At 61.3% G+C, this 20,092-nt stretch carries 23 protein-coding genes; 7 read left to right on the forward strand and 16 right to left on the reverse strand.

What is annotated here, in order from left to right:
- Positions 1–24 precede the first annotated feature (24 nt).
- The 4 genes from V8P77_RS21920 to V8P77_RS21935 all read right to left on the reverse strand — a co-directional run bounded on the left by V8P77_RS21920 (position 25) and on the right by V8P77_RS21935 (position 3,626).
- A complete protein-coding gene (locus V8P77_RS21920; RefSeq protein WP_335914215.1) occupies positions 25–402 on the reverse strand; it encodes a Na+/H+ antiporter subunit C in 378 nt (125 codons plus the stop codon).
- Positions 402–821: a Na+/H+ antiporter subunit B gene (locus tag V8P77_RS21925; RefSeq protein WP_335914216.1), complete on the reverse strand. Its 420-nt coding sequence runs from the start codon at positions 819–821 to the stop codon at positions 402–404. Before V8P77_RS21925 ends, V8P77_RS21920 begins: the two co-directional genes overlap by 1 nt.
- A gap of 4 nt (positions 822–825) precedes the next feature.
- Positions 826–3,183 carry a putative monovalent cation/H+ antiporter subunit A gene (locus V8P77_RS21930; RefSeq protein ID WP_335914217.1) on the reverse strand — a complete coding sequence of 786 codons (2,358 nt, stop codon included), beginning with the start codon at positions 3,181–3,183 and terminating at the stop codon, positions 826–828.
- Between the two features lie 227 nt (positions 3,184–3,410).
- On the reverse strand, positions 3,411–3,626 hold the full coding sequence (locus tag V8P77_RS21935) for a hypothetical protein (protein ID WP_017959623.1): 216 nt from the start codon (positions 3,624–3,626) through the stop codon (positions 3,411–3,413).
- A 189-nt stretch (positions 3,627–3,815) separates the two neighbouring features.
- Between V8P77_RS21935 and msrB the strand changes: the two genes are divergently transcribed.
- A complete protein-coding gene (msrB, locus tag V8P77_RS21940) occupies positions 3,816–4,229 on the forward strand; it encodes a peptide-methionine (R)-S-oxide reductase MsrB (RefSeq protein WP_168326639.1) in 414 nt (137 codons plus the stop codon).
- A gap of 51 nt (positions 4,230–4,280) precedes the next feature.
- Positions 4,281–4,808, forward strand: coding sequence for a GNAT family N-acetyltransferase (locus tag V8P77_RS21945; protein WP_335914218.1), 528 nt, complete (start codon positions 4,281–4,283; stop codon positions 4,806–4,808).
- A 100-nt stretch (positions 4,809–4,908) separates the two neighbouring features.
- On the opposite strand, the gene V8P77_RS21950 is transcribed toward V8P77_RS21945, so the two are convergent.
- Both V8P77_RS21950 and V8P77_RS21955 read right to left on the reverse strand, forming a co-directional pair.
- Positions 4,909–5,418: an Hsp20/alpha crystallin family protein gene (locus tag V8P77_RS21950; RefSeq protein WP_335914219.1), complete on the reverse strand. Its 510-nt coding sequence runs from the start codon at positions 5,416–5,418 to the stop codon at positions 4,909–4,911.
- Between the two features lie 41 nt (positions 5,419–5,459).
- Positions 5,460–5,936 carry an Hsp20 family protein gene (locus tag V8P77_RS21955; protein ID WP_335914221.1) on the reverse strand — a complete coding sequence of 159 codons (477 nt, stop codon included), beginning with the start codon at positions 5,934–5,936 and terminating at the stop codon, positions 5,460–5,462.
- Positions 5,937–6,145: 209 nt separating this feature from the next.
- On the opposite strand from V8P77_RS21955, the gene V8P77_RS21960 reads away from it, so the two are divergent.
- Positions 6,146–6,367, forward strand: coding sequence for a hypothetical protein (locus V8P77_RS21960; RefSeq protein ID WP_335914222.1), 222 nt, complete (start codon positions 6,146–6,148; stop codon positions 6,365–6,367).
- Positions 6,368–6,401: 34 nt separating this feature from the next.
- Here V8P77_RS21960 and V8P77_RS21965 read toward each other — a convergent pair whose 3' ends face one another.
- The 5 genes from V8P77_RS21965 to groES form a co-directional block, all read right to left on the reverse strand.
- Positions 6,402–8,612: an amylo-alpha-1,6-glucosidase gene (locus tag V8P77_RS21965; protein ID WP_335914223.1), complete on the reverse strand. Its 2,211-nt coding sequence runs from the start codon at positions 8,610–8,612 to the stop codon at positions 6,402–6,404.
- A gap of 15 nt (positions 8,613–8,627) precedes the next feature.
- Positions 8,628–9,722, reverse strand: a complete 1,095-nt coding sequence (locus V8P77_RS21970) for a glycosyltransferase family 4 protein (protein ID WP_335914224.1) — start codon at positions 9,720–9,722, stop codon at positions 8,628–8,630.
- Positions 9,723–9,807: 85 nt separating this feature from the next.
- Complete coding sequence (locus tag V8P77_RS21975; protein WP_335914225.1) at positions 9,808–10,230, reverse strand: hypothetical protein; 423 nt, start codon at positions 10,228–10,230, stop codon at positions 9,808–9,810.
- A 95-nt stretch (positions 10,231–10,325) separates the two neighbouring features.
- A complete protein-coding gene (gene groL, locus V8P77_RS21980) occupies positions 10,326–11,954 on the reverse strand; it encodes a chaperonin GroEL (protein ID WP_335914226.1) in 1,629 nt (542 codons plus the stop codon).
- A 52-nt stretch (positions 11,955–12,006) separates the two neighbouring features.
- Complete coding sequence (groES, locus tag V8P77_RS21985; RefSeq protein WP_335914227.1) at positions 12,007–12,321, reverse strand: co-chaperone GroES; 315 nt, start codon at positions 12,319–12,321, stop codon at positions 12,007–12,009.
- Positions 12,322–12,600: 279 nt separating this feature from the next.
- On the opposite strand from groES, the gene V8P77_RS21990 reads away from it, so the two are divergent.
- Positions 12,601–12,873 carry an usg protein gene (locus tag V8P77_RS21990; RefSeq protein WP_335914228.1) on the forward strand — a complete coding sequence of 91 codons (273 nt, stop codon included), beginning with the start codon at positions 12,601–12,603 and terminating at the stop codon, positions 12,871–12,873.
- 96 nt (positions 12,874–12,969) lie between these two features.
- Here V8P77_RS21990 and V8P77_RS21995 read toward each other — a convergent pair whose 3' ends face one another.
- The 4 genes from V8P77_RS21995 to V8P77_RS22010 all read right to left on the reverse strand — a co-directional run bounded on the left by V8P77_RS21995 (position 12,970) and on the right by V8P77_RS22010 (position 15,658).
- On the reverse strand, positions 12,970–13,671 hold the full coding sequence (locus V8P77_RS21995) for a pentapeptide repeat-containing protein (protein ID WP_335914229.1): 702 nt from the start codon (positions 13,669–13,671) through the stop codon (positions 12,970–12,972).
- A gap of 167 nt (positions 13,672–13,838) precedes the next feature.
- Positions 13,839–14,390, reverse strand: a complete 552-nt coding sequence (locus V8P77_RS22000; protein ID WP_335914230.1) for a GNAT family N-acetyltransferase — start codon at positions 14,388–14,390, stop codon at positions 13,839–13,841.
- A gap of 66 nt (positions 14,391–14,456) precedes the next feature.
- Entirely contained in the window at positions 14,457–15,125 is a 669-nt protein-coding gene (trhA, locus tag V8P77_RS22005) for a PAQR family membrane homeostasis protein TrhA (protein ID WP_335914231.1), read from the reverse strand.
- A 113-nt stretch (positions 15,126–15,238) separates the two neighbouring features.
- Complete coding sequence (locus V8P77_RS22010) at positions 15,239–15,658, reverse strand: universal stress protein (protein ID WP_335914232.1); 420 nt, start codon at positions 15,656–15,658, stop codon at positions 15,239–15,241.
- Between the two features lie 293 nt (positions 15,659–15,951).
- Here V8P77_RS22010 and V8P77_RS22015 point away from each other — a divergent pair, with 293 nt between their 5' ends.
- Positions 15,952–16,812, forward strand: a complete 861-nt coding sequence (locus V8P77_RS22015; protein WP_335914233.1) for a VOC family protein — start codon at positions 15,952–15,954, stop codon at positions 16,810–16,812.
- Positions 16,813–16,839: 27 nt separating this feature from the next.
- On the opposite strand, the gene V8P77_RS22020 is transcribed toward V8P77_RS22015, so the two are convergent.
- A complete protein-coding gene (locus tag V8P77_RS22020) occupies positions 16,840–17,223 on the reverse strand; it encodes a hypothetical protein (protein ID WP_335914234.1) in 384 nt (127 codons plus the stop codon).
- A 209-nt stretch (positions 17,224–17,432) separates the two neighbouring features.
- On the opposite strand from V8P77_RS22020, the gene V8P77_RS22025 reads away from it, so the two are divergent.
- Together V8P77_RS22025 and V8P77_RS22030 are read left to right on the forward strand one after the other, a co-directional pair.
- Positions 17,433–18,599 carry an AI-2E family transporter gene (locus tag V8P77_RS22025; RefSeq protein WP_335914243.1) on the forward strand — a complete coding sequence of 389 codons (1,167 nt, stop codon included), beginning with the start codon at positions 17,433–17,435 and terminating at the stop codon, positions 18,597–18,599.
- Positions 18,600–18,617: 18 nt separating this feature from the next.
- Positions 18,618–19,910, forward strand: coding sequence for an NAD(P)/FAD-dependent oxidoreductase (locus V8P77_RS22030; RefSeq protein WP_335914235.1), 1,293 nt, complete (start codon positions 18,618–18,620; stop codon positions 19,908–19,910).
- The last annotated feature ends 182 nt before the right edge of the window (positions 19,911–20,092 follow it).

Genomic DNA, 20,092 nt, shown 5'->3' on the forward strand with positions numbered 1-20,092 from the left:
GGGTGAGCATCCGCACCAACATCCTCAATATCCCAATGGCGGCAGCGGCCGGTCGTCGGGCTCGGCGGCGCGCATGTCGCTGGTGTTGTCGGTGCCGAGGTCCTGATAGGCGCGGTAGGTCAGCACCAGCAGGAAGGCGAGGAAGGAGAAGGAGATGACGATCGCGGTCAGGATGAGGGCCTGCGGCAGCGGGTTGGCCGTGCCTGCGGGCAAGCTCTCGAGACCCACCGGGATGATCGGCGGCACCTCGCGCGTCAGTCGGCCGCCGGTAAAGAGCAGCAGATTGACGGCGTTGCCGAGGATGGCGATGCCGAGCATGATGCGGATCGAGAATTTCGACAGCATCAGATAGATGGCGGCGGCAAAGAACAGGCCGACGAGGATCGCGAGAAGCGGCTCCATCATTCCACCTCCTTTTCCTCGAGCGCCAGTGCGATCGAGGTGATGGCGCCGAGCACGACGAGATAGACGCCGATATCGAAAAGCAGGACGCTGGACAGCGGCACCTCGGCGCCGAAAAGCGTCGGATAGATCCAGAGGCCGGTCATGAAGGGAACGGCAAACAGGATGGAGAGAAGACCAGCTACGGTCGACAGAAGCAAGCCGAAGCCGGCAATCGACAGCGGATGGAAAAACAGCGCCCGGCGAACGGCGCCAACGCCGCGAGCAATGCCGTAGATCGCCAGTCCCGAGGCAGCGATCAGCCCGCCGATGAAGCCGCCGCCCGGCTCGTTATGGCCGCGCAGCAGCACGAAAACGGAAAAAAGCAGCATCAGCGCGGTGAGAAACGGGGCGGCGGTGCGGAAGATGAGGGTGTTCACGCGATCAGCCCTCCGCCGCGGGATCGTTGGCGGCAAGCTTGCGCTCGCTGCCGGTGCGGATGCGGATCAGCGCCAGGATGGCAAGGCCGGTGACCGCGACGACGGCGATTTCGCCAAGCGTGTCGGTGCCGCGGAAATCGACGATGATGACGTTGACGACATTGGCGCCGTGGGCGATCGATTTGGAATAGGTGTTGAAGAAAGCCGTCAGCGCGTCGTTGAACGGTGCCTCGGTTGCCCGCATCAGCAGAAGCGTGAAGCCGAGGCCGCAGGCAAGCGCCAACGCGCCGTCGAAGAGCTTGCGGCCGAGCGGCCGCTGATCGTCGGGCGAGAGACGAAGCCTGGTCATGACCAGGGCGAGAATCACCACCGAAAGGGTTTCGACCATGAACTGGGTGAAGGACAGATCCGGCGCTCCGAACAGCAGGAAGATGATGGCGACGGCGAAACCCTGGATGCCGAGCGAGACGATTGCCGTCAGCCGGTCGCGGGCGACGAGCACCGCGGCAAGGCCGAAGGCGGCGATCAGGAAGACCGCCCATTCATAGAGTCTCACATCGGCCGGCCAGGCGGGAAGGTGCGGCAGTTCGCCATGGATGACCAGCGGAATGAGGAGGATGGCAGCGACGCAGAGGAAAGTGCAGGTGACATAGATTTCGAGCCGTCCCGGCTGGAGGACACGCATGACGCGGCTGGCGAGGCGCACAAGGCCCGATATGGCGATGTCGAAGCCATGGTCCGGCCCATGGCCGATCGAACGCAGGAAGACGGCCATCAGGAAACGGGCGCGCGCGAGCTGCCAGTAGACGCCGATACCGAGCAGCACGGTCAGGGCCGAAAGTGCCAAGGGCAGGCCGAGATGCGGCGTCAGCGAAATGTCGATGTCGGCAGGTGTCTGGCGGATGGCCGATGCGATCGGCAAGGACAGGACGGTGTGGGTGAAGGTCGAGAAGATCGCGGCGAGCAGGCCGAGGGCCGCAAGAACGGCCGGGCCGAGCCAGAGCAGGACCGGCGCTTCGTGCGGAGGTTTCGGCGTCTCCACCGGCCGGCCGAGGAAGGGTTTCAGCGCCACGGCAAAGGCGATGGCAAACATCAGCGCATTGCCGAAGACGGCGATCGACGTAAAAGTTATCGCGCGGACGCCGCCGCCGAGGAGTGCGGTATAGATCTCCTCCTTGGCGAGGAAGCCGAAGAAGGGCGGCAGGCCGGCCATGGAGAAGGCCGCCGCAAGCGCGATCATCCAGGTGAGCGGCATCGCCCGCATCAGACCGCTGAGCCTGGTGATATCGCGCGTGCCGGTCTCATGATCGATGATGCCGGCGACCATGAAGAGCGCGCCCTTGAAGAGGGAATGCGCCACCAGATAAAGCGCCGCCGCCTCCACCGCATGGTCCGAGCCGAAGCCGATCAGCATGACGAGCAGGCCGAGCGAGGAGACGGTGGTATAGGCGAGCTTGAGCTTCAGGTCGGTCTGGCGGATGGCAAGCGCGGTGCCGACCACCAAGGTCAGCCCGCCAAAGAAGGGCAGAAGGATTTCCCAGGCAGGGGTTGCCCCCATGACGGGGTTGAGCCGCATCAGCAGGTAGACGCCTGCCTTCACCATCGTCGCCGAATGCAGATAGGCCGAAACCGGCGTCGGCGCTTCCATGGCGTTCGGCAGCCAGAAATGAAAGGGAAACTGCGCCGACTTGGTGAAGGCGCCGCCCAAGACCAGGATGAGGGCAGCCAGATAGAACGGGCTTTCGCGCACGATATCGCCGGCGCCGATGAGCCGCGACATCTCGGTGACGCCAGAGATGTTCCAAAGCAGCAGCAGGCCGGCCAACAGGCAGAGCCCTCCCCCGCCGGTCACAACAAGCGCCTGCAGGGCGGCGCGGCGAGCCGCTGCACGCTCGTGGTCGAAGCCGATCAGCAGGAAGGACGTGATCGATGTCAGTTCCCAGAATACGAAGAGCATCAGGAAACTGTCGGAAACGACGACGCCGAGCATCGCGCCCATGAACAGGAAGATGAAAGAGAAGAAGCGGCCCTGGTCCTTGTGTCCTTTGAGATAGCCGCCGGCATAAAGCACGATCAAGGTGCCGATGCCGGTGATCAGCAGCGCGAAAGCCAGAGACAGGCCATCGAGGAACCAGGAGAAAGAGAGATGATAGCTCGGCACCCAGGAATAGCCGCCGGTAACAACCTCGCCGCGCGCGATCTGAGGAATGAACCGCAGGAAATGCAGGAAGGCGAGGAAGGGAGCGATCGCCAGGAGCCAGGCACCGTTTGCGCCGAAGATGCGGATGACGAAGGGAGCAGCAAGAGCGCCGGCAAGCGGCAGACACAGAGCCAGAAATGTCAGAGCCGTGACATCGGCCATGTCTTCTCCTCTACTGGATAACGCCTTAAACCGGAATCGATTCAAGGAATGAAATTATGCAGCAATTCAAAGCGTTACAGCATCCTTTGCGCTGAAAAGACGCGCGATACCGAAAGGCAATAGACGAAAGCCGGCGAAAACCGGCCTGTCTTCTGACTTAGGGGAAACGAGGGAGTGTCTCAAGCGATTTCGGTCGGTCCGGCGAAGCAGGCGATGTTCGAAGCCGATCAGGCCGTCGATCTGGAAAGGCGCGTCAGCAGCCGGGCGATGCAACCGTGCAGGATGAACACCAGAAGCGTCAGCGGCCAGAGCAGGCAAGCGAGGAGCCCGGCGAGACGATGAAGCGTCAAGCCGTCATGGTTGGCCCAGCCTTCCAACAGTGTGACCGCCATGGCTGCCACGGCCACAAGGCCGTAGAGCAGGACGATTGCTGCCTCAAACACCAGCGATTCTCCAATGCACGCAACATTAACCCTAACAGAAAACCCCTAACGGATGTAAAAGCAAGCCTCTTCCCCCAATTGGGTATGCGGCCAATCTCATGGCGCGGCGCGGGAGACTTGATGAAGTGAACGCGGCGCACCACATTTTCTCGCGAAACGGAACCCGCCCCTCGGCGAAAGGAGCACCTCATGTCCGAAACTGCGACCACCGCCAAGATCCACAAGACTGACGCCGAATGGAAAGAGCAGCTCACCCCTGAGCAATACCGCATCACGCGCCAGCACGGCACCGAACGCGCCTTCACCGGCCCCTACTGGGATTCGTTCGAGACGGGGCTTTACCGCTGCGTCGGCTGCAACGCGCCGCTTTTCCGCTCCGACACGAAATTCGATGCCGGCTGCGGCTGGCCGAGCTATTTTGAAGCGGTGTCGCCCGAAGCGGTGATCGAGCATCGCGACACGACCCACGGCATGGTGCGCACCGAAATCCGCTGCGGCAGCTGCGACGCCCATCTCGGCCACGTCTTTCCCGACGGCCCGCCGCCGACCGGGCTGCGCTACTGCATTAACGGCCACGCCATGGTGTTCGAGGCGGGGGAATAGGCGCCCAGCCCACAATCGGCAATCGCCGATCCCGCAGGCAGGAGGAGACCAATGGCACGCGCCATCCTGGAGACAGACCGGCTCGCACTGCGGGAGATCACGCCTGACGACCTGCCATTTCTCCACCGAATTTTCGGCGACGCCGAATGCATGCGTTATTATCCCGAGGTCAAGAGCTTGGATGAAACCGCGCGCTGGTTTCAACGGCTTGCCTTCGACAGCTACTCCAATCACGGTTTCGGCCTCTGGGCGGTCACGGACCGGCACAGCGGCGCATTGCTTGGCGATTGCGGGATTACGCTGCAGGAAACGTCCAAAGGCCTGGAACCGGAGATCGGCTACCATCTGTGGCGCGACCATTGGGGCAAGGGTTATGCAGTCGAGGCGGCCGCCGCCTGCCGAGGCTACGCGCTTGATCGCCTGAGCCTGGCGCGGATCGTCTCCATCGTCAGGCTCGACAACATTCCGTCGCAGCGTGTGGCGGAGCGGATACACCGGCGGCGGGAAAGCTTCGTCAAGGCGGGAAGTCCCGATGGCGGCCCGGTGGAATTTCACCTCTACATCACGGAGCAGACATAGGCTGAGGGACTTGCCCGGGAATCTCCATCGTTTATCCCCCATGTTGGCGAAGGATGCGCGGCGGCCGCCACATGGTCGGCCGCCGCCGCCCTCGTTTCGATCAGCTTCTGATGGCGATGCGCCTGACCTGTGACTGCGCCTTTTCGGTCTTGGGCAAGGTGACGGTCAGGACGCCGTTCTTGAAGGTGGCGTCGACCTGATTTTCCTTGACCTCGGTCCCGAGTGGGATGCGTCGCTCGAAACGGCCATAGTAGCGCTCCGAGAACTGCTTCTCCTTGTCTTCCGTCTCCGAACGCTTTTCACCCTTGAGCGTCAGAACGCCATCATCGAGAATGACCTCGATGTCCTTTTCCTCAAGGCCGGGGACTTCGGCCGTCACCTTGATATCCTTGTCGGTGTCGGAGATCTCGACACTCGGCCAGCCGGCACCGAAACCGCTGGCGCCCCGCAGTGACGGCAGGCCAGAGCCGAAGCTGCGGAAAGCATCGTCGAACAGCCGGTTGACCTCGCGATGGAGCGACAGGAAAGGATCATGGTCGTCCTCGCGGAGGAGACTCGGAACTTGGTGGCCGTTGTTGCGGCCCCAAGGAATCAAATCACGAACACTCATGGCTTACTCCTTTCTGGTGGTTCTTGGGCATTCCTGACGGCTCAGGCTGCCTGCGTCTCGGCCTCGATCTGCTTGGTCTCGGCCTTCGGCATTGCATTTCCAGTTCCGATCTCGATCTGGCGCGGCTTCATCTCTTCAGGAATTTCACGCTTGAGATCGATGGTCAGCAGACCGTTGACGAGGCCGGCATCCACGACCTTGACGTGGTCGGCCAATTCGAACCGACGCTGGAAGCTTCGACTAGCAATGCCGTGATGCAGGTATTGAATATCTTCGCCGTTCGCCTTCTGCCCTGAGACGACGAGCATGTTCTGCTCTTGGATGATCGCCAATTCGTCCTGCGAGAAGCCCGCCACTGCCATGGCGATGCGGTATTCGTCCTCGCCGGTTTTGACGATATCGTAAGGCGGCCAGTTGTCGATTGTCTCGGCGCGGCCTGCAGCCTCGAGTGCGTTCAACATCCGCTCGAAGCCGACGCTCGACCGGATCAGGGGAGAGAAATCGAGGTTTGTCCTCATAGCCATATCCTCCTTACAAGCAACATGGATACAGGAGACGCCAAGAGCGACAGGCGTCTCCTGGACCTGTCGATCCCTGCTCGGCAATCGACAATACTGATATAATTCAGCAGTTTACCGTTTCAAGAGGAGAAAATTTCTCAGCGAAAAATTGCTTTCTTCGAAGGCACCACCATATCTGGGCTGAGCTTGAGAGAGGAGAAATGGTTATGACAATGACTTCAAAGGACGTCATCGCCGTCCTCGGGCCCGCCGATGAAACGCTCGTGGCCGAGGTCATCGCGACAGGCGCCACCCAGGCTGAACTCGCCGAGGCATTTGGGTGGGCCAGCAACGACGAAGCCTTGATCGGTGAAGGCCGGCCTCTGCCAACAGGCAGGGTTGCTGCGCTTGTTGATCTGCTGAGTTCGGATGAAGAGGAACCGGAATAGGAAAGGCGGATGACCCGCCTCCCCCGCTGATCCGTCATGCTATCGTGAGCACCTGAACATTGCCATGGCGATCCATCACATCGACCACGACCTGGCGTCCCGACCGGCGAATGGCGACGTCAGCCGAGCCATTACCGATCAACAGGCGTCGTAAGATCACCTCGTCGAGGAATGGGGGAAGCCTCGGTACGTTGAAGCTGATTTGCAAGCCATTCGGGTCGAAGTCGAGGCCGAGACAGGATTGCAGCAGCGACAAAGGAGCGGCTGCCGCCCATGCTTGAGGCGAGCAGGCGACCGGATAGAAGGTCGGCCCTCGTGCGCGCTGGCGCGGCAGGCCGCAGAGGAGTTCGGGGAGCCGCCGCAGGTCGATATAGGTCGAGGCGGCAAATAGCCCCTCGAATATCCGCGCGGCTTCGGCGCGGTAGCCATAGCGGGCAAGGCCGCTGGCGATCAAGGCATTGTCATGCGGCCAGATTGAGCCATTGTGGTAGCTCATCGGATTGTAACGCGCTTCCGTGGAGGGAATGGTGCGGATGCCCCAGCCACAGAAGGACGAAGCACTCATCAGAGTGCGGGCGATCTGTGCGACCCGTTCAGGATAAGCAATGCCGGTGAACAGAGCATGGCCGGCATTGGAAGATCGGACCCGGCAGGGCCGCTTGTCCCCGTCGAGGGCCAAGACATATGTGCCAAGTTCCTCATCGAAGAAACTGATGTCAAAGGCACGGCGCAGTCCCTCCGCCCGCGCGAGAAAGCTCGCCGCTCGTTCCGGCCTGCCGGTCCGCCGGAAGATTTCGGCAGCACTTTGCCATGCGCCATAGACATAGGCCTGGACCTCAACGATTGCGATCGGCCCGCTGGCCAATGTGCCGTCGGCATGGAAGACCGAGTCGTGGCTATCTTTCCATGCCTGATTAATCAGTCCCTCTTCCGTCAGCCGTCCATATTCAATGAAGCTGTCGCCGTCGCGATCGCCATGTTCGTCGATCCATGTCAGTGCTGCTTCCAGATGTGGCAGGAGACGGTCGATCGTCGCAAGATCACCGGTTCGTTTAAGATATTCGCCGGCCAGCATTACAAACAGTGGTGTCGAATCGATGCTGCCGTAGTAGCGCCGGAACGGAACCTCGCCAAGTTCGGCCATTTCGCCATAACGGACTTCATGCAGAATCTTGCCCGGCTCAGCGTCCGAGGCAGGATCGATGTCCGTTGCCTGGTTGGCTGCCAGATGGCCGAGAACCCCGTGGGCGATCTGCGGATCGAGCCAAAGTGTTTGAAGCGCCGTTATAAGGGCGTCGCGGCCGAAGACGGTGCTGAACCAAGGAATGCCGGCATAGGGATAAGGACCTTCCGCCTTGTCGGTCATCAGCATGTAGAGATCGGAGACGCTACGCCGCGCGGCTTCGTTGAAGATCTCGTTAGACGTTGCGATCGACGCCGCGCGCGAGGAAGAGGCATGCAACGCACGGCGGGCATCCCGCAGGGCCAGGAAGAAAAACCGGTGGTTCGGTCGGTTGGCCGAGGCCTGGTCGCAGCCGATCGTCACGAAGAGAGATCTGGTTTCGTGCGGCTCAAGATGGAGATCATAGGTGACGAGATTGCTGCGGATTTCGGCTGGTTCCGGTACGAAGGAAAGCCGCGTCGACCGCTTGCGGCCGTCCAGGCCGATATAGGAAAGCAGGACGCAATCCTGCTCTATGACGGCGGGAAGATTGCGCCCTCTCCTTGCTCTTACGGTTCCACGGACTTCGAAAAGATCGGCGAAATCGGCTTCGAAGGCGATTTGGATGCGGACATGTTGCCGCCGGTCGTCGTAATTCCTCACGGCCACCCGCTCATAACAGCGAGCATTCCAGAGAAACCGTGACCTGCGCAAATGAACCAGGTCATGAGCCAGAACCAGCTTTCCCTTGTTATCGAACAGATCTGGATTGGTGAGATCGCAGGTCAGCGTGGCGTTGTCGTCTCGCAGCGTCGAGGACAAGAGCATTGGCCGCTGTCCATTGATCGTCAGATAGAGATGCGAGAGATAACGCGTATCGCGATGGAAAAGACCTTCCGGGCTGCCGGGACCGGAAAGAGCGTCGCCATTGTAATCGAAGACGGCGAAGGTATCGCCGTGCTTCAGGGTACGCGGCCGTCGCTCCTGCAGCGATGCAGCCGCCGGAATGAAAAACTGCGCGACCGGTGCCGCCAGGCCTGACGATGCTGCGGCGGGGTTGCTGTCCGCAGAAATGTTCGACATGACTCCTCCTTGACGTCAAGCGACCGCCTGCAAGTCGGGCGTTTGACCATTCGACCGGCGGATAGGCGCGGCTTTGGTACGAACGCCCGGCAAGTTGCGATAGATGTCGAGGTAGCCGCGCGCCATCCGTTGCGCGGTGAAGCGCTTTTCGAATGTGGCTCGCACCTTGCGCCGATCGAGCCGGAGCGCCCATTCGACGTTCTCGGCCGCCTCGGTGACACTGTCGACCAGGATGCCGGAGATGCCGTTGTCAATTACCTCCGGGACCGAACCACAGCCGAAAGCGATCACCGGCGTGCCGCAGGCCATGGCCTCGATCATCACCAGCCCGAAGGGCTCCGGCCAGTCGATCGGGAAGAGCAGAGCGCCTGCATTTCCGAGGAAGTCAGCTTTCTGCTGTTCATTGATCTCGCCGATGAATTCCACATACGGGTGGCTCTTCACCATCGGCTCGATCATGGTTTCCCAATAGGCCTTGTCGGCATTATCGATCTTGGCGGCGATCTTTAGCGGCATTCCGACCTTTGCCGCGATCTGGATGGCGCGATCGGGACGCTTTTCCGGGGAAATACGGCCAAGGAAGGCAAGGTAATCGCCCTTCGGGGCCTGCGTGAACGGAAGAAGATCGACCGGCAGACCGTGATATACCGTTCCGCGCCAGTTGACCGGTGGCATTGGACGGCGCTGGTCGTTGGAAATCGAGACCAGCGGAATATCCGGGAACGCCGTGTAGAACGGCTTGAGATCCGGTAGGTCGAGCCGCCCGTGCAGCGTGGTGACGGTGCGGTCGGCGAAATCGCGAATCAGCGGGAAATGCAGGAGATCGATGTGGAAATGCAGGACGTCGAACTCATCCGCCCGCTGACTGATCTCATCCAACATCACGACGTGATGCGGCAGTTGGTCCTTGACCGCCGGGTCGAGCCGCAGGGCGACGTCCGCACACGGCGCCAGCGTGGCGTGGGTAACGGAATCGCCGCTGGCAAAGAGCGTGACGTCGTGTCCCTGTGCGACGAGTTCTTCAGTAAGATAGGAAACGATCCGCTCGGTTCCCCCATAGAGCTTCGGCGGAACGCTTTCGGCAAGTGGTGCGATCTGTGCGATCTTCATCGGCAAAACCTCCTCGAATGAGCAAGAGTCGACGGTAAAAATCAACCAGCGTCCTCAAAGAGGCACGCGGCAGTTCAGCTGGAAACTAGATCTCGAACGGCTGTCGGATGCGACCTCCTTTCCGGTAGCTGCACAAGCCAGGACCGGGGAGCCGGCGTGGCGGCAGCTTTCGACGACGGATCCTGTGGGCACGCGAGGAAGCGGACGAACCTTGGTTGCCAGATTGCTGGTCGCCCTTGTCCAACGTTTTCAGCGCCTCAAGAATCTCGTCATAGGAGACGGGTCTTTCCGCACCGGGATAAAGGCGAAGGGCAGGTGCGGAATCGATCGCGAAAATATCGGATGCCCATGACGCGAGAATGGCGCGCTTCTCGTCATTGCCGATGTCGGCGGCGCTGAGCAGGTCACGCGGGTGGCCGAAATGTTTGGCCGGATAAAGCAGATGCGTCGCGCTGATTGCCGCCGTGGCTTCCTGCTGTATGGAATTGCTGATGCTTTCCTTTCTCATAGCTTGGCTCCACTGATGTTGACCGATGGAACTTGGTTCATTCGATAGTGCGTGGGGAGGCCCGCCCTCAAGAGCAGGGCGGGCCGAGCGATCGCTTAGAAGTCCATGCCGGGGCCGGCGGGCATGGCCGGAGCGGCCTCCTTCTTGGGCTTCTCGGCGATCATCGCTTCCGTCGTCACTAGCAGACCGGCAACGGAGGCGGCATCCTGAAGCGCCGTGCGCACCACTTTCGCCGGATCGATGACGCCCTGCGCATAAAGATCGCCATATTCGCCGGTCTGGGCATTCCAGCCATAGGAGAATTCGCTCTTCTCCCGCAGCTTGCCGACCACGATCGAGCCTTCTGCGCCGGAGTTTTCGGCGATCTGGCGCACCGGGGCTTCGATCGCACGGCGCACAATCTCGATGCCGACGCGCTGGTCCTGGTTGGCCCCAGTGAGATTGTCGAGCGCCTTGACGGCGCGCAGCAGCGCCACGCCGCCGCCCGGCAGAATGCCCTCTTCGACAGCCGCACGGGTTGCATGAAGCGCGTCGTCGACGCGATCCTTTTTCTCCTTCACCTCGACTTCTGTCGAGCCGCCGACACGGATGACGGCAACACCGCCGGCGAGCTTGGCAAGGCGTTCCTGCAGCTTCTCCCGGTCGTAGTCGGAGGTGGTTTCCTCGATCTGGGCGCGGATCTGAGTCGTGCGACCGTCAAGCTCCGTCTTCGAGCCAGCACCGTCGATGATCGTGGTATTTTCCTTCTCGATCGACACCTTCTTGGCACGGCCGAGCATATTGAGCGTCACGTTCTCTAGCTTGATGCCGAGGTCTTCGGAGATGACGGTGCCGCCGGTCAGGATGGCGATGTCTTCGAGCATGGCCTTGCGGCGGTCGCCGAAGCCAGGCGCCTTGACGGCGGCGATCTTCAGGCCGCCGCGCAGCTTGTTGACGACAAGCGTCGCAAGGGCTTCGCCTTCGACATCTTCAGCGATGATGAGCAGCGGCTTGCTGGATTGGACGACGGCTTCAAGAACCGGCAGCATCGACTGCAGGTTGGAGAGCTTCTTCTCGTGGATGAGAATATAGGGGTCTTCGAACTCGACCCGCATCTTATCGGCATTGGTCACGAAATAGGGGCTGAGATAACCGCGGTCGAACTGCATGCCTTCGACGACTTCGAGTTCGGTCTCGGCGGTCTTGGCTTCCTCGACGGTGATGACACCCTCATTGCCGACCTTTTCCATCGCTTCAGCGAGGTAGCGACCGATTTCGGCATCGCCATTGGCGGAGATCGTGCCGACCTGGGCGATCTCGGAATTGTTGGAGATCTTGCGGGCGTTGGTCTTCAGTTCCTTGACAACGGCGTCGACGGCGATGTCGATGCCACGCTTGAGGTCCATCGGGTTCATACCGGAAGCGACCGCCTTGGCCCCTTCCTTGACGATTGCCTGGGCCAGCACCGTTGCCGTCGTGGTGCCGTCACCGGCGAGATCGTTGGTCTTGGAGGCGACTTCGCGCAGCATCTGGGCGCCCATGTTTTCGAACTTGTCTTCGAGTTCGATTTCCTTGGCGACGGAAACGCCGTCCTTGGTGATGCGCGGCGCGCCGAAGGACTTGTCGATGACGACGTTGCGGCCCTTCGGGCCGAGCGTCACCTTCACGGCATTGGCCAGCACATCGACCCCACGCAGCATGCGTTCACGGGCATCGGTATGGAATTTGACTTCTTTCGCGGCCATTCTTTCACTCCTTCAATAGACAGCTTTTCTTGACTAACGTGCTGAGAACGCCTCAGGCGGCGATTTTTTCGACGGTCTGGGCCTCGATGATGCCCATCACGTCGCTTTCCTTCATGATCAGCAGGTCTTCGCCATTAATCTTGATCTCGGTGCCGGACCACTTGCCGAACAGGATGCGATCGCCGGGCTTGACGTCGAGCGGCTGGATCTGGCCTGCATCGTTGCGCGCGCCGGGGCCGACGGCGATAACCTCGCCTTCCTGCGGCTTTTCCTTGGCGGTATCAGGGATGATGATGCCGCCCTTGGTCTTTTCCTCGGAATCGACCCGGCGGACGAGAATGCGATCATGAAGCGGTCGGAACGACATGTTTTCCTCCAATGGACAAACAATAATGACGTTGTTCTCCGCCCGGACCGGATGACCGGTCCGGGCGGGTGCAAACCTCTGTCGAGCGTTTTGCGCGGAATGATCTGGTTTTGCGGTTTTTCCATTTCAAGGGGGGTAGCGAAAAAAAATTAGCACTCACCAGAATTGGCTGCTAACACACTGAGAAGGAACAACAAACACTGTTTCTGCGTTGAGAAACCAGTTGATGAAGGCAAAGATATGCGCCACCCTCTCATTGTCGTGAAATGGAGATGAAGCATGGAATTTTCATCGGACATAGAGCGCCAGCTCAACGGTTACGGCCTTACCACTGCGCACATCCTCTACCGCATGCCGGATTTTGAGTCGGTTCTGCAGACCTATGTCTGGCAGGATTACGATCTCGCCCCGGACTTTCCGGAAATGCACAGGTTCCTCGATTTCTGGCAGTCCAAGCTTGACGGGCCGCTGCATTCCGTTCGCTATAGCCACCAGCGGCTGATCGGACCGCACGAATGGCGTCGCGTCACGGGCGAGTTGCGATTGCACTAAATCGAATCCGACAGTCCCAGCAGATCGTTGCTTGCCCGCCAGCCATTGTTGCCCACAGGGCCTTACCAACCGCTCGGTATCGCGCGAAAGCCCCAATCAATCGTGCTCGGCAGGGCATGGCCAAGTCGAGGGTACCGAGAGGCCTGCCGGCAGCTTCGTCGAGGCATCGCCGCAGGCAAGGTCGATCTGCGCCTGTTCGAGCCCGGCGGCGCCCGAGAGGTCGAGGCCTTCGATGCGGGTCAGGAACATGAAGGCGCGCTCGAAGGTCGCCGGGCCTTCGAAGGTGGCCTTGGAGAGATCGGCGCGGGAGAGATTGGCGAAAGAGAATTTCACCCCCGTCAGCACCGCCTTGTCGAAATCGGCGCGGCCGAGCTCGGCCTTTTCGAAGCTCGCGCCGGAGAGCTGGGCGCCGGCGAAATTGGCGCGCTGCAGCTCGGCGCCAGCAAAGGACGCGCCCTCGGCGGCGACATTGGCGAAGCTGGATCGGTAGGCCTCGATCTTGGCGAAATTGGCGCCTTCGGCGTGTGCACCCTCGAGAGAGGCGCGCACCAGCGTCGCTTTCTCCAGATTGGCGGATTTGACATTAGCGCCGGCGAGATCGGTCAGCGAAAAATCGGTGCCGACGAGATTGGCGCCTTCGAGATCACTGCCCTGCAACATCAGGTTTTTCTTGGTGCATTCCTGCCAGTCGAGCTTCGGCTCGGCCAGACTGCTGCAATCGGCGGCCCGTGCGGCAATTGGCGGAAATGCCAGAAGGACGAAGGCAAGGAGACCGAGCGACGATCTTTGCATTGCCATGAACTGTTCACCCCCATGATGCATTCAGGCCGCCTCTGGCGAAGCAGGCCGTCCACTTTCTTACACAGCTCAGACTACAATAAAAAGATGGCGCGCGCCGTTCACAATGGCTTGCCTGATCAGTCCGGGCAACTTGCCGGACCAGTCCGGATTTGCAGGCAGGCGGGTCAACCCGCCTTGCCGGGCAGGCGAAGCTCCATGCAGGTGAGGTCGAGCCAGCGGCCGAACTTGGTGCCGACTTCGGAAAATCTGCCGGCGATGCGGAAGCCAAGCTTTTCGTGCAGCCTGATCGAGGCCGTGTTCTCAGCCTCGATGCCGGCGATCATCACATGAATATTGCCGGCCGCCGCCCGCGCGATCAGTTCCCGCATCAGGCGCTCGCCGATCCCGGCACCGCGGCAATCCTTGTCGACATAGACGGAATGCTCGACCGTGTGGCGGTAGCCGTCGAAAGGCCGCCAGTCGCCATAGGAGGCATAGCCTGCGACCTTGCCCGACAGTTCGGCGACGATGACGGGAAAGCCGCGCGCCTTGCGCGCCCTGAACCATTCCAGCCGATTTTCAAGATCGACCACCGTATCGTTCCAGATCGCCGTCGTGTGCTCGACGGCGTGATTGTAGATATCGCGAATGGCGGAAAGATCGGCTTCGGTGGCGTCGCGGAGGAGGACAGCGTCTGTCATGATGCTCGGGTTCATATTGTTTGCGAAGGCGGGCATACGCCCCGCCTGCAAAGATGTAAACGGCGGATGCGAAAGACCGACGACCTCCGGCACATCAGTCGTTCAGAGGCCCGGCGCCGACAGGCTGAAACAGGTGAAGACGGCCGAATAATGCACGGCCGCGGCGGTGACGACGAAGCCGTGCCAGATGGCGTTCTGGAAGCGCAGCTTCTCCCAGACATGGAAGATGACGCCGAGCGAATAGATGACGCCGCCGATGACGATCAGCAGCATCGAGGCGGCGGGAATGCGCGAGGCGACGGGCTCGGCCACCAGCACGCCGCTCCAGCCCATGGCGAGATAAAGCAGGATGGCGAGACGGTCGAAACGCCCGGGAAAGACGCATTTCAAGACAATGCCGACAGCGGCAAACAGCCAGATCGCGACCAGCATGAACAAGAGCAGCGGGTCGTCGGCGCCGCGTTCGAGAAACGGCGTATAGGTGGCGGCGATCAGGAGGAAGATCGCCGAATGATCGAAGCGGCGCAGATACCATTTCGTGCGCGAGACCGGCCAGGCGTTGTAGGAAAAGGAAATGGCAAGCGTCAGCACCAGCCCGACGCCATAGATCCAGGCGGCGGCGAGCGCGCCATAGGAGCTCCAGACCGTGGCGTAGAAGATCAGCGCGGTAGCCCCGATCAGCGCCAGCACGAGACCGACGCCATGGACGATACCGTCGGCGATCAATTCATATCTATCATAAGCCCAGCGAATGCCGTTGAACTCGCCCATGCACGCCAATCCGTTTCATACCCGATTGCAATCGTCGCATCGAACGGACGGGCGCGCAACTGCGGCAAAGCGCACGGGCGGTAAATCTTCGTGACAGGCAGCAGGGTGCAAACTCAAACCTTCTGCCTGTCGACCAGCACCGAGCATTTGGCATGGCGCACGACCCGGTCGGCAGTGGCGCCGATGAAGTAGTTGGAAAAGTCGGGAACGTGCGAGGCGACGATAATCAGGTCGGCGCCGTGGTTTTCGGCGGCCGAGATGATCGCTTTGGCGGGCGGGCCGTTGCGGATCTCGACAGTTGCCGCAACACCGGCTGCGGCGAGCAGCGCTTCCAGCTGCTGGCGGCTATCCTTCATGACGTCCTCGACCATATTGGCCGGCAGTTCGATCGCGACATAACTCGGCACATCCTCGACGACATTGAGCGCGATGATCTCGCCGCCTGCGTCGAGCAGAGACGCGGCCTTGCGAAGGATTTTTTCTCCCTTGTCGATGCCGCCGAGCGCGATCGCTACGATGATCTTCCTGTACATGGCTTCCCTCCATGACTGAGATATAAGTTCCTCTGATGGAGATATGATCGCATTGATCGCGATCAAGTGGGCGCAAGTCATCGTCAACATCTGCTCAACGCTTCATCGTCAAAAACGGGTCTTCTGTGAACAATCGGAATGCGCCATATAGGGGTCAAGTACGGCAGCCGGGGGGAGATCAGAGGCGAATGAACCGGCGAAACTTCCTCGGGCTTGCCACAGGCGGCATGTTTGCCGCCACCGCCGGTACGCCTTCTATCTTACGGGCCAATTCAGAGGCAGGAGAACAAGCCATGACGACCGAAACTTCCTATGCGCTGACGCGGCCCGCCTATATCGACCGGTCGCATCTCGTCGTGACCGACCTCGGTCTGGTTTCCGGCTTCTACCAATCGATGCTTGGCCTGACGGTGTTCGAGAAGACGGCGAGCGGCGAAGTGCTGGGTGTCGGCGACCTGCCTTTGCTGACGCTGACCACTGCGAAGAATGCGACCATCGCGCCGCGCAATGCCGCCGGCCTTTTCCACACTGCCTTCCTGATGCCTGACCGGACGGAACTCGCACGCTGGCTGCGCCATGCGGCGCACAACAACGTCGCGCTCGACGGCGCCTCGGACCATCTCGTCAGCGAAGCGATCTATCTTTCCGATCCCGAAGGCAACGGCATCGAGATCTACGCCGACCGGCCACACGAACAATGGAAATTCCATCAGGACGGCATGGTGGAGATGGCGACGCTGCGCCTCGACCTGCAGGCACTCTACAACAGCGCGCCCGACGATCGCTGGGACGGCATGGCTGCGGGGACGGCGATCGGCCACCTGCATCTGCAGGTCGGCGACATCCCGCAGGCCGACGACTTCTACCGCGACGTCCTCGGCCTCAAGCTGATGGCGCGCTATCCGGGCGCGAGTTTCTTTGCGAGCGGCGGCTACCATCACCATCTCGGCGCCAATATCTGGAACAGCCGCGGCGCGACGGCACGCACCGGCAATATGACCGGGCTTTCGGACTATAAGATCCGTTTTAACGACAAGGCGACGCTGGATGCGGCGGTCTCCAAGCTCGACGGTCTCGAAATCAAAAGCGAAAAGCGCGACGGCGGCGTGTTCCTCAGGGATCCATGGGGCATCGGCCTGACGCTCTCGATTTGATGACGCTTTCGGCTTGATCCGAAGAGGCTATTGGACCTTCTCGGCACCCGATGGCGTCGTGACCTGCGTCGGCCCACCACCGTTTCCGCTGGGCGATGGTGAACGATCCACAGCTTCCGGAGGCCTTGCCGGGCCGGAGGCGGGATCGTTGTTGAAGGCGCCGGGGCCGGATGGTTGCGTATTGATCGGGTCCGGCTTGGTCGAGGCTGTCGCCGTTGGATCATTATTGCTGGGGTCGGGCCAGATTGCGACACTGACGCCGGCGATGATGAAGACCGCCAAGCCCGCCCCAAGTATCCCCCAGGCCCACCATCGCCGCTGGTCGGAGGCGTCAAGCGTCGCCTTGTCCGCATAGGGCGGCTCGGTGCCGTAGGTCTCGGTGGTTTTGATCTGATCTCGATCTGCAGTCATAGCTGTAACTCCTTCCGAGGCCGAACTCCCGTGACCGAAAACTTGTTCCGGCGCGAAGCCTAATATGCGCATGATGGCCGCTCGTGCTGCCGGAGGCTCCGGCTCGACAAATGTCCGCTACCGCACACAGGCGCTGGAGCGCGGGGGAACCGGAACGGCATCGGCGCGTTTCCGTCACGAAGCACTGGGGCTTCGGGGACCTCACCGCAATGGGCATCGCCAATGGCATCCGCAAACAAGCAAAGAAGATCGCCATCGGCGAACGCCATACCAGCGCCTGGGCACAATCGCTGAAAGAGGCTGCGGAAGAACTGCCGCCGCCACCGCTGCACCGGCTAGAAAAGGACGGGCTCGATGTCAGCATGGCCTGGGCGATCATCGGCATCTTCGGCATTCTCTTCCTCGCCGCCGTCTACCTGATGTCGCTGATCCTCATTCCGATCACGCTTGCCGTCGTCGTCGGCATGATCCTCGGCATGGCGGCGGAAAAGCTCAGCAGAATGGGCGTGCCGCGGCTTGCCAACGCCTTCATCCTGTCAAGCAGCGTGGCCCTGGTGATCTTCCTGCTGATCAACTCGCTCGCCGACCCGCTAATGACGCTTGCCAATGAAGGCCCCGCCTTCGCCGAGCGAACCATCAACCGCGTCATGCCTTATCTGGAACGCATCACATGGCTGCATATCACGCCGGCGACATTCGAAAGTGGGTCGATGTCGATCGGTGCCCTGCTCGAAAATACCGGCAATGTGCTGCATGTGGTGACCACCAGCCTGACGCCGGCGCTGGTGCAGGGACTGATCTTCTTTGCGGCGCTGCTGTTCTTCCTCGCTGGTCGGGTCAACCTGCGCAAGACGATCATCATGACCTTCCGCACCCGCACGCAGCGTCTGGCGGCGATCCGTGTCATCAATGCTGTCGAGCAGGTGCTCGGCTTTTACTTCGCAACGGCCTCGCTGATCTATGTCGGGCTCGGCGTGGTCATGACCGTCATCGCTTATGCCGGCGGACTGTCGGCCCCGGTGCTCTGGGGCTTCTTTGCCTTCCTGTCGAGCTTCATCCCCTATCTCGGCATCACGCTGATGACTCTTGCCGTCGCGGTCGCCGGCATCCTGACCCATGATGGCATCGTCATCGGCCTAATGCCGGCCGCAGCCTTCTTCACCGTGCATCTTCTCATGGAGAACCTGATCTTCCCCGCAGTGATGGGACGGCGGCTGGAAATCAATCCCTTCGTCGTCTTCCTCGCCATCCTGTTCTGGACATGGATGTGGGGAGCCGTCGGCGCCATGCTGGCGCTGCCGCTTTCACTGATCGTCATGACTGTTATCGACGAACTGCTGATCGAGGAAAAGCCGCTGCCGCAATTGCCGAAATGATCAACCGGGGAGACGTCCGTGGCATCTGATCTCGATCTTACCGAATCCGATCACGACCAGATGGTGAGCGGCCGTTCTCTCTGGGGGAAAAGCGGCATACGGCCGGAATGGCGGCCGATCGAGCAGAGCTTTGCCACCGACGTCGCGGTAGTCGGCGGCGGCATCACCGGTGCCTTGGTTGCCGAACATTTGACGGCCCGCGGTTTTTCCGTGGCGCTCGTCGACCGGGAGGAGCCCGGCTTCGGCAGCACCGTGGCGAGCACGGCGATGCTGCAATGGGAAATCGACAGCACGCTGACCGAACTCGAGGATTATTACGGCTTCGAGCGTGCGGCCGGTATCTATCGCCGCAGTGGTGCTGCGGTCGCAGGCATTTCCAAGCTGGTCGCCGCCAACGGGATCGCCTGCGGCTTCCGGCCGCGCAACACGCTCTATCTCGCCGCCAACCGAGAAGGTGCGCGAGACCTCATGGAGGAACGCCAGCTTCGCCGCCGGGCCGGCCTGCCCGGCGTCTATCTCGAACATCCCGATCTCTTCACACAGTTCGAGCTCGACAGGGATGGCGCGATCTATTCGCCGGGTTCGGCGGAGGCCGATCCGCTGCTTTTGACCTGGGCCTTGATCGAGATGGCCGTGCGGCGCGGCGCGCGGCTGATGAGTGCTTCCGTGACCACGCTTCACAGCGAAGGCGATCACGTGACAGCGGAGACGGACGGGGGTCACTTCATCGAGGCGCGGCATGTCGTGCTGGCGACCGGCTATTCGATGCCGGGCCTCGTCATGCCGAAGCTGCACCGGGTCAGTTCGAGCTGGGCGCTCGCCACCGTGCCGCAGGACCCGGCAAATTTCTGGCGCGACAGGGCGCTGATCTGGGAGGACAGCCACCCCTATCTCTACATGCGCACGACGGCGGACAACCGCATCGTCGCCGGCGGCGAGGATGACGAGACGATCGATGCGGAGGCGCGCAACCGCAAGCTGCCGGCCAAGACCATGGCAATCCAGGAGAAGATGAAGCGGCTGTGGCCGAAAGCGGATATCCGGGTGGAACACGCCTGGTGCGGCACTTTCGGCGAGACGGCCGACGGTCTGCCGCTGATCGGTCCGGTGCCGGAGACGCCGCATGTGTTCGCCGCCTATGGCTACGGCGGCAACGGCATTACCTTTTCCTATCTCGCCGCGCAGATGATCGGCGCCATGCTCGCCGGCATGCATCGCGACTGGTTCGAGGATTTCGCGCTCGACCGGGACGGACCGGGTTTGCGCCGTTTTGGAGAAGGTGTGGTGCGGGCCGGGAATGAGCTGAGGTAACGTCCGACATTGGCTGTCGTGCCGTGCCGGCCCCCCTCTGCCCTGCCGGGCATCTCCCCCACAGGTGGGGAGATCGGCTGGGCTCACCGGCTTCCCAAACAGTGAGCGTCCAGCACGACGAAACGGTAGATCGGTGGGAAATTCAAGCCACTTGCCGATCTCCCCCCTTGTGGGGGAGATGG

It is taken from the genome of Rhizobium aouanii, assembly GCF_037002925.1.
GTDB lineage: Bacteria > Pseudomonadota > Alphaproteobacteria > Rhizobiales > Rhizobiaceae > Rhizobium > Rhizobium aouanii.

Excerpts from the sequence above, each read along its gene's own strand:
- V8P77_RS21990 (WP_335914228.1), top strand. The coding sequence starts at position 12,601 with ATGGAATTTTCATCGGACATAGAGCGCCAGCTCAACGGTTACGGCCTT.
- V8P77_RS21955 (WP_335914221.1), bottom strand. The coding sequence starts at position 5,936 with ATGAGGACAAACCTCGATTTCTCTCCCCTGATCCGGTCGAGCGTCGGC.
- V8P77_RS21970 (WP_335914224.1), bottom strand. The coding sequence starts at position 9,722 with ATGAAGATCGCACAGATCGCACCACTTGCCGAAAGCGTTCCGCCGAAG.
- V8P77_RS21920 (WP_335914215.1), bottom strand. The coding sequence starts at position 402 with ATGGAGCCGCTTCTCGCGATCCTCGTCGGCCTGTTCTTTGCCGCCGCC.
- V8P77_RS22000 (WP_335914230.1), bottom strand. The coding sequence starts at position 14,390 with ATGCCCGCCTTCGCAAACAATATGAACCCGAGCATCATGACAGACGCT.
- V8P77_RS21975 (WP_335914225.1), bottom strand. The coding sequence starts at position 10,230 with ATGAGAAAGGAAAGCATCAGCAATTCCATACAGCAGGAAGCCACGGCG.
- V8P77_RS22010 (WP_335914232.1), bottom strand. The coding sequence starts at position 15,658 with ATGTACAGGAAGATCATCGTAGCGATCGCGCTCGGCGGCATCGACAAG.
- V8P77_RS21965 (WP_335914223.1), bottom strand. The coding sequence starts at position 8,612 with ATGTCGAACATTTCTGCGGACAGCAACCCCGCCGCAGCATCGTCAGGC.
- V8P77_RS21950 (WP_335914219.1), bottom strand. The coding sequence starts at position 5,418 with ATGAGTGTTCGTGATTTGATTCCTTGGGGCCGCAACAACGGCCACCAA.
- msrB (WP_168326639.1), top strand. The coding sequence starts at position 3,816 with ATGTCCGAAACTGCGACCACCGCCAAGATCCACAAGACTGACGCCGAA.
- V8P77_RS21960 (WP_335914222.1), top strand. The coding sequence starts at position 6,146 with ATGACAATGACTTCAAAGGACGTCATCGCCGTCCTCGGGCCCGCCGAT.
- V8P77_RS22025 (WP_335914243.1), top strand. The coding sequence starts at position 17,433 with ATGGGCATCGCCAATGGCATCCGCAAACAAGCAAAGAAGATCGCCATC.
- V8P77_RS22015 (WP_335914233.1), top strand. The coding sequence starts at position 15,952 with ATGACGACCGAAACTTCCTATGCGCTGACGCGGCCCGCCTATATCGAC.
- V8P77_RS22020 (WP_335914234.1), bottom strand. The coding sequence starts at position 17,223 with ATGACTGCAGATCGAGATCAGATCAAAACCACCGAGACCTACGGCACC.
- groL (WP_335914226.1), bottom strand. The coding sequence starts at position 11,954 with ATGGCCGCGAAAGAAGTCAAATTCCATACCGATGCCCGTGAACGCATG.
- groES (WP_335914227.1), bottom strand. The coding sequence starts at position 12,321 with ATGTCGTTCCGACCGCTTCATGATCGCATTCTCGTCCGCCGGGTCGAT.
- V8P77_RS21930 (WP_335914217.1), bottom strand. The coding sequence starts at position 3,183 with ATGGCCGATGTCACGGCTCTGACATTTCTGGCTCTGTGTCTGCCGCTT.
- trhA (WP_335914231.1), bottom strand. The coding sequence starts at position 15,125 with ATGGGCGAGTTCAACGGCATTCGCTGGGCTTATGATAGATATGAATTG.
- V8P77_RS21945 (WP_335914218.1), top strand. The coding sequence starts at position 4,281 with ATGGCACGCGCCATCCTGGAGACAGACCGGCTCGCACTGCGGGAGATC.
- V8P77_RS21995 (WP_335914229.1), bottom strand. The coding sequence starts at position 13,671 with ATGGCAATGCAAAGATCGTCGCTCGGTCTCCTTGCCTTCGTCCTTCTG.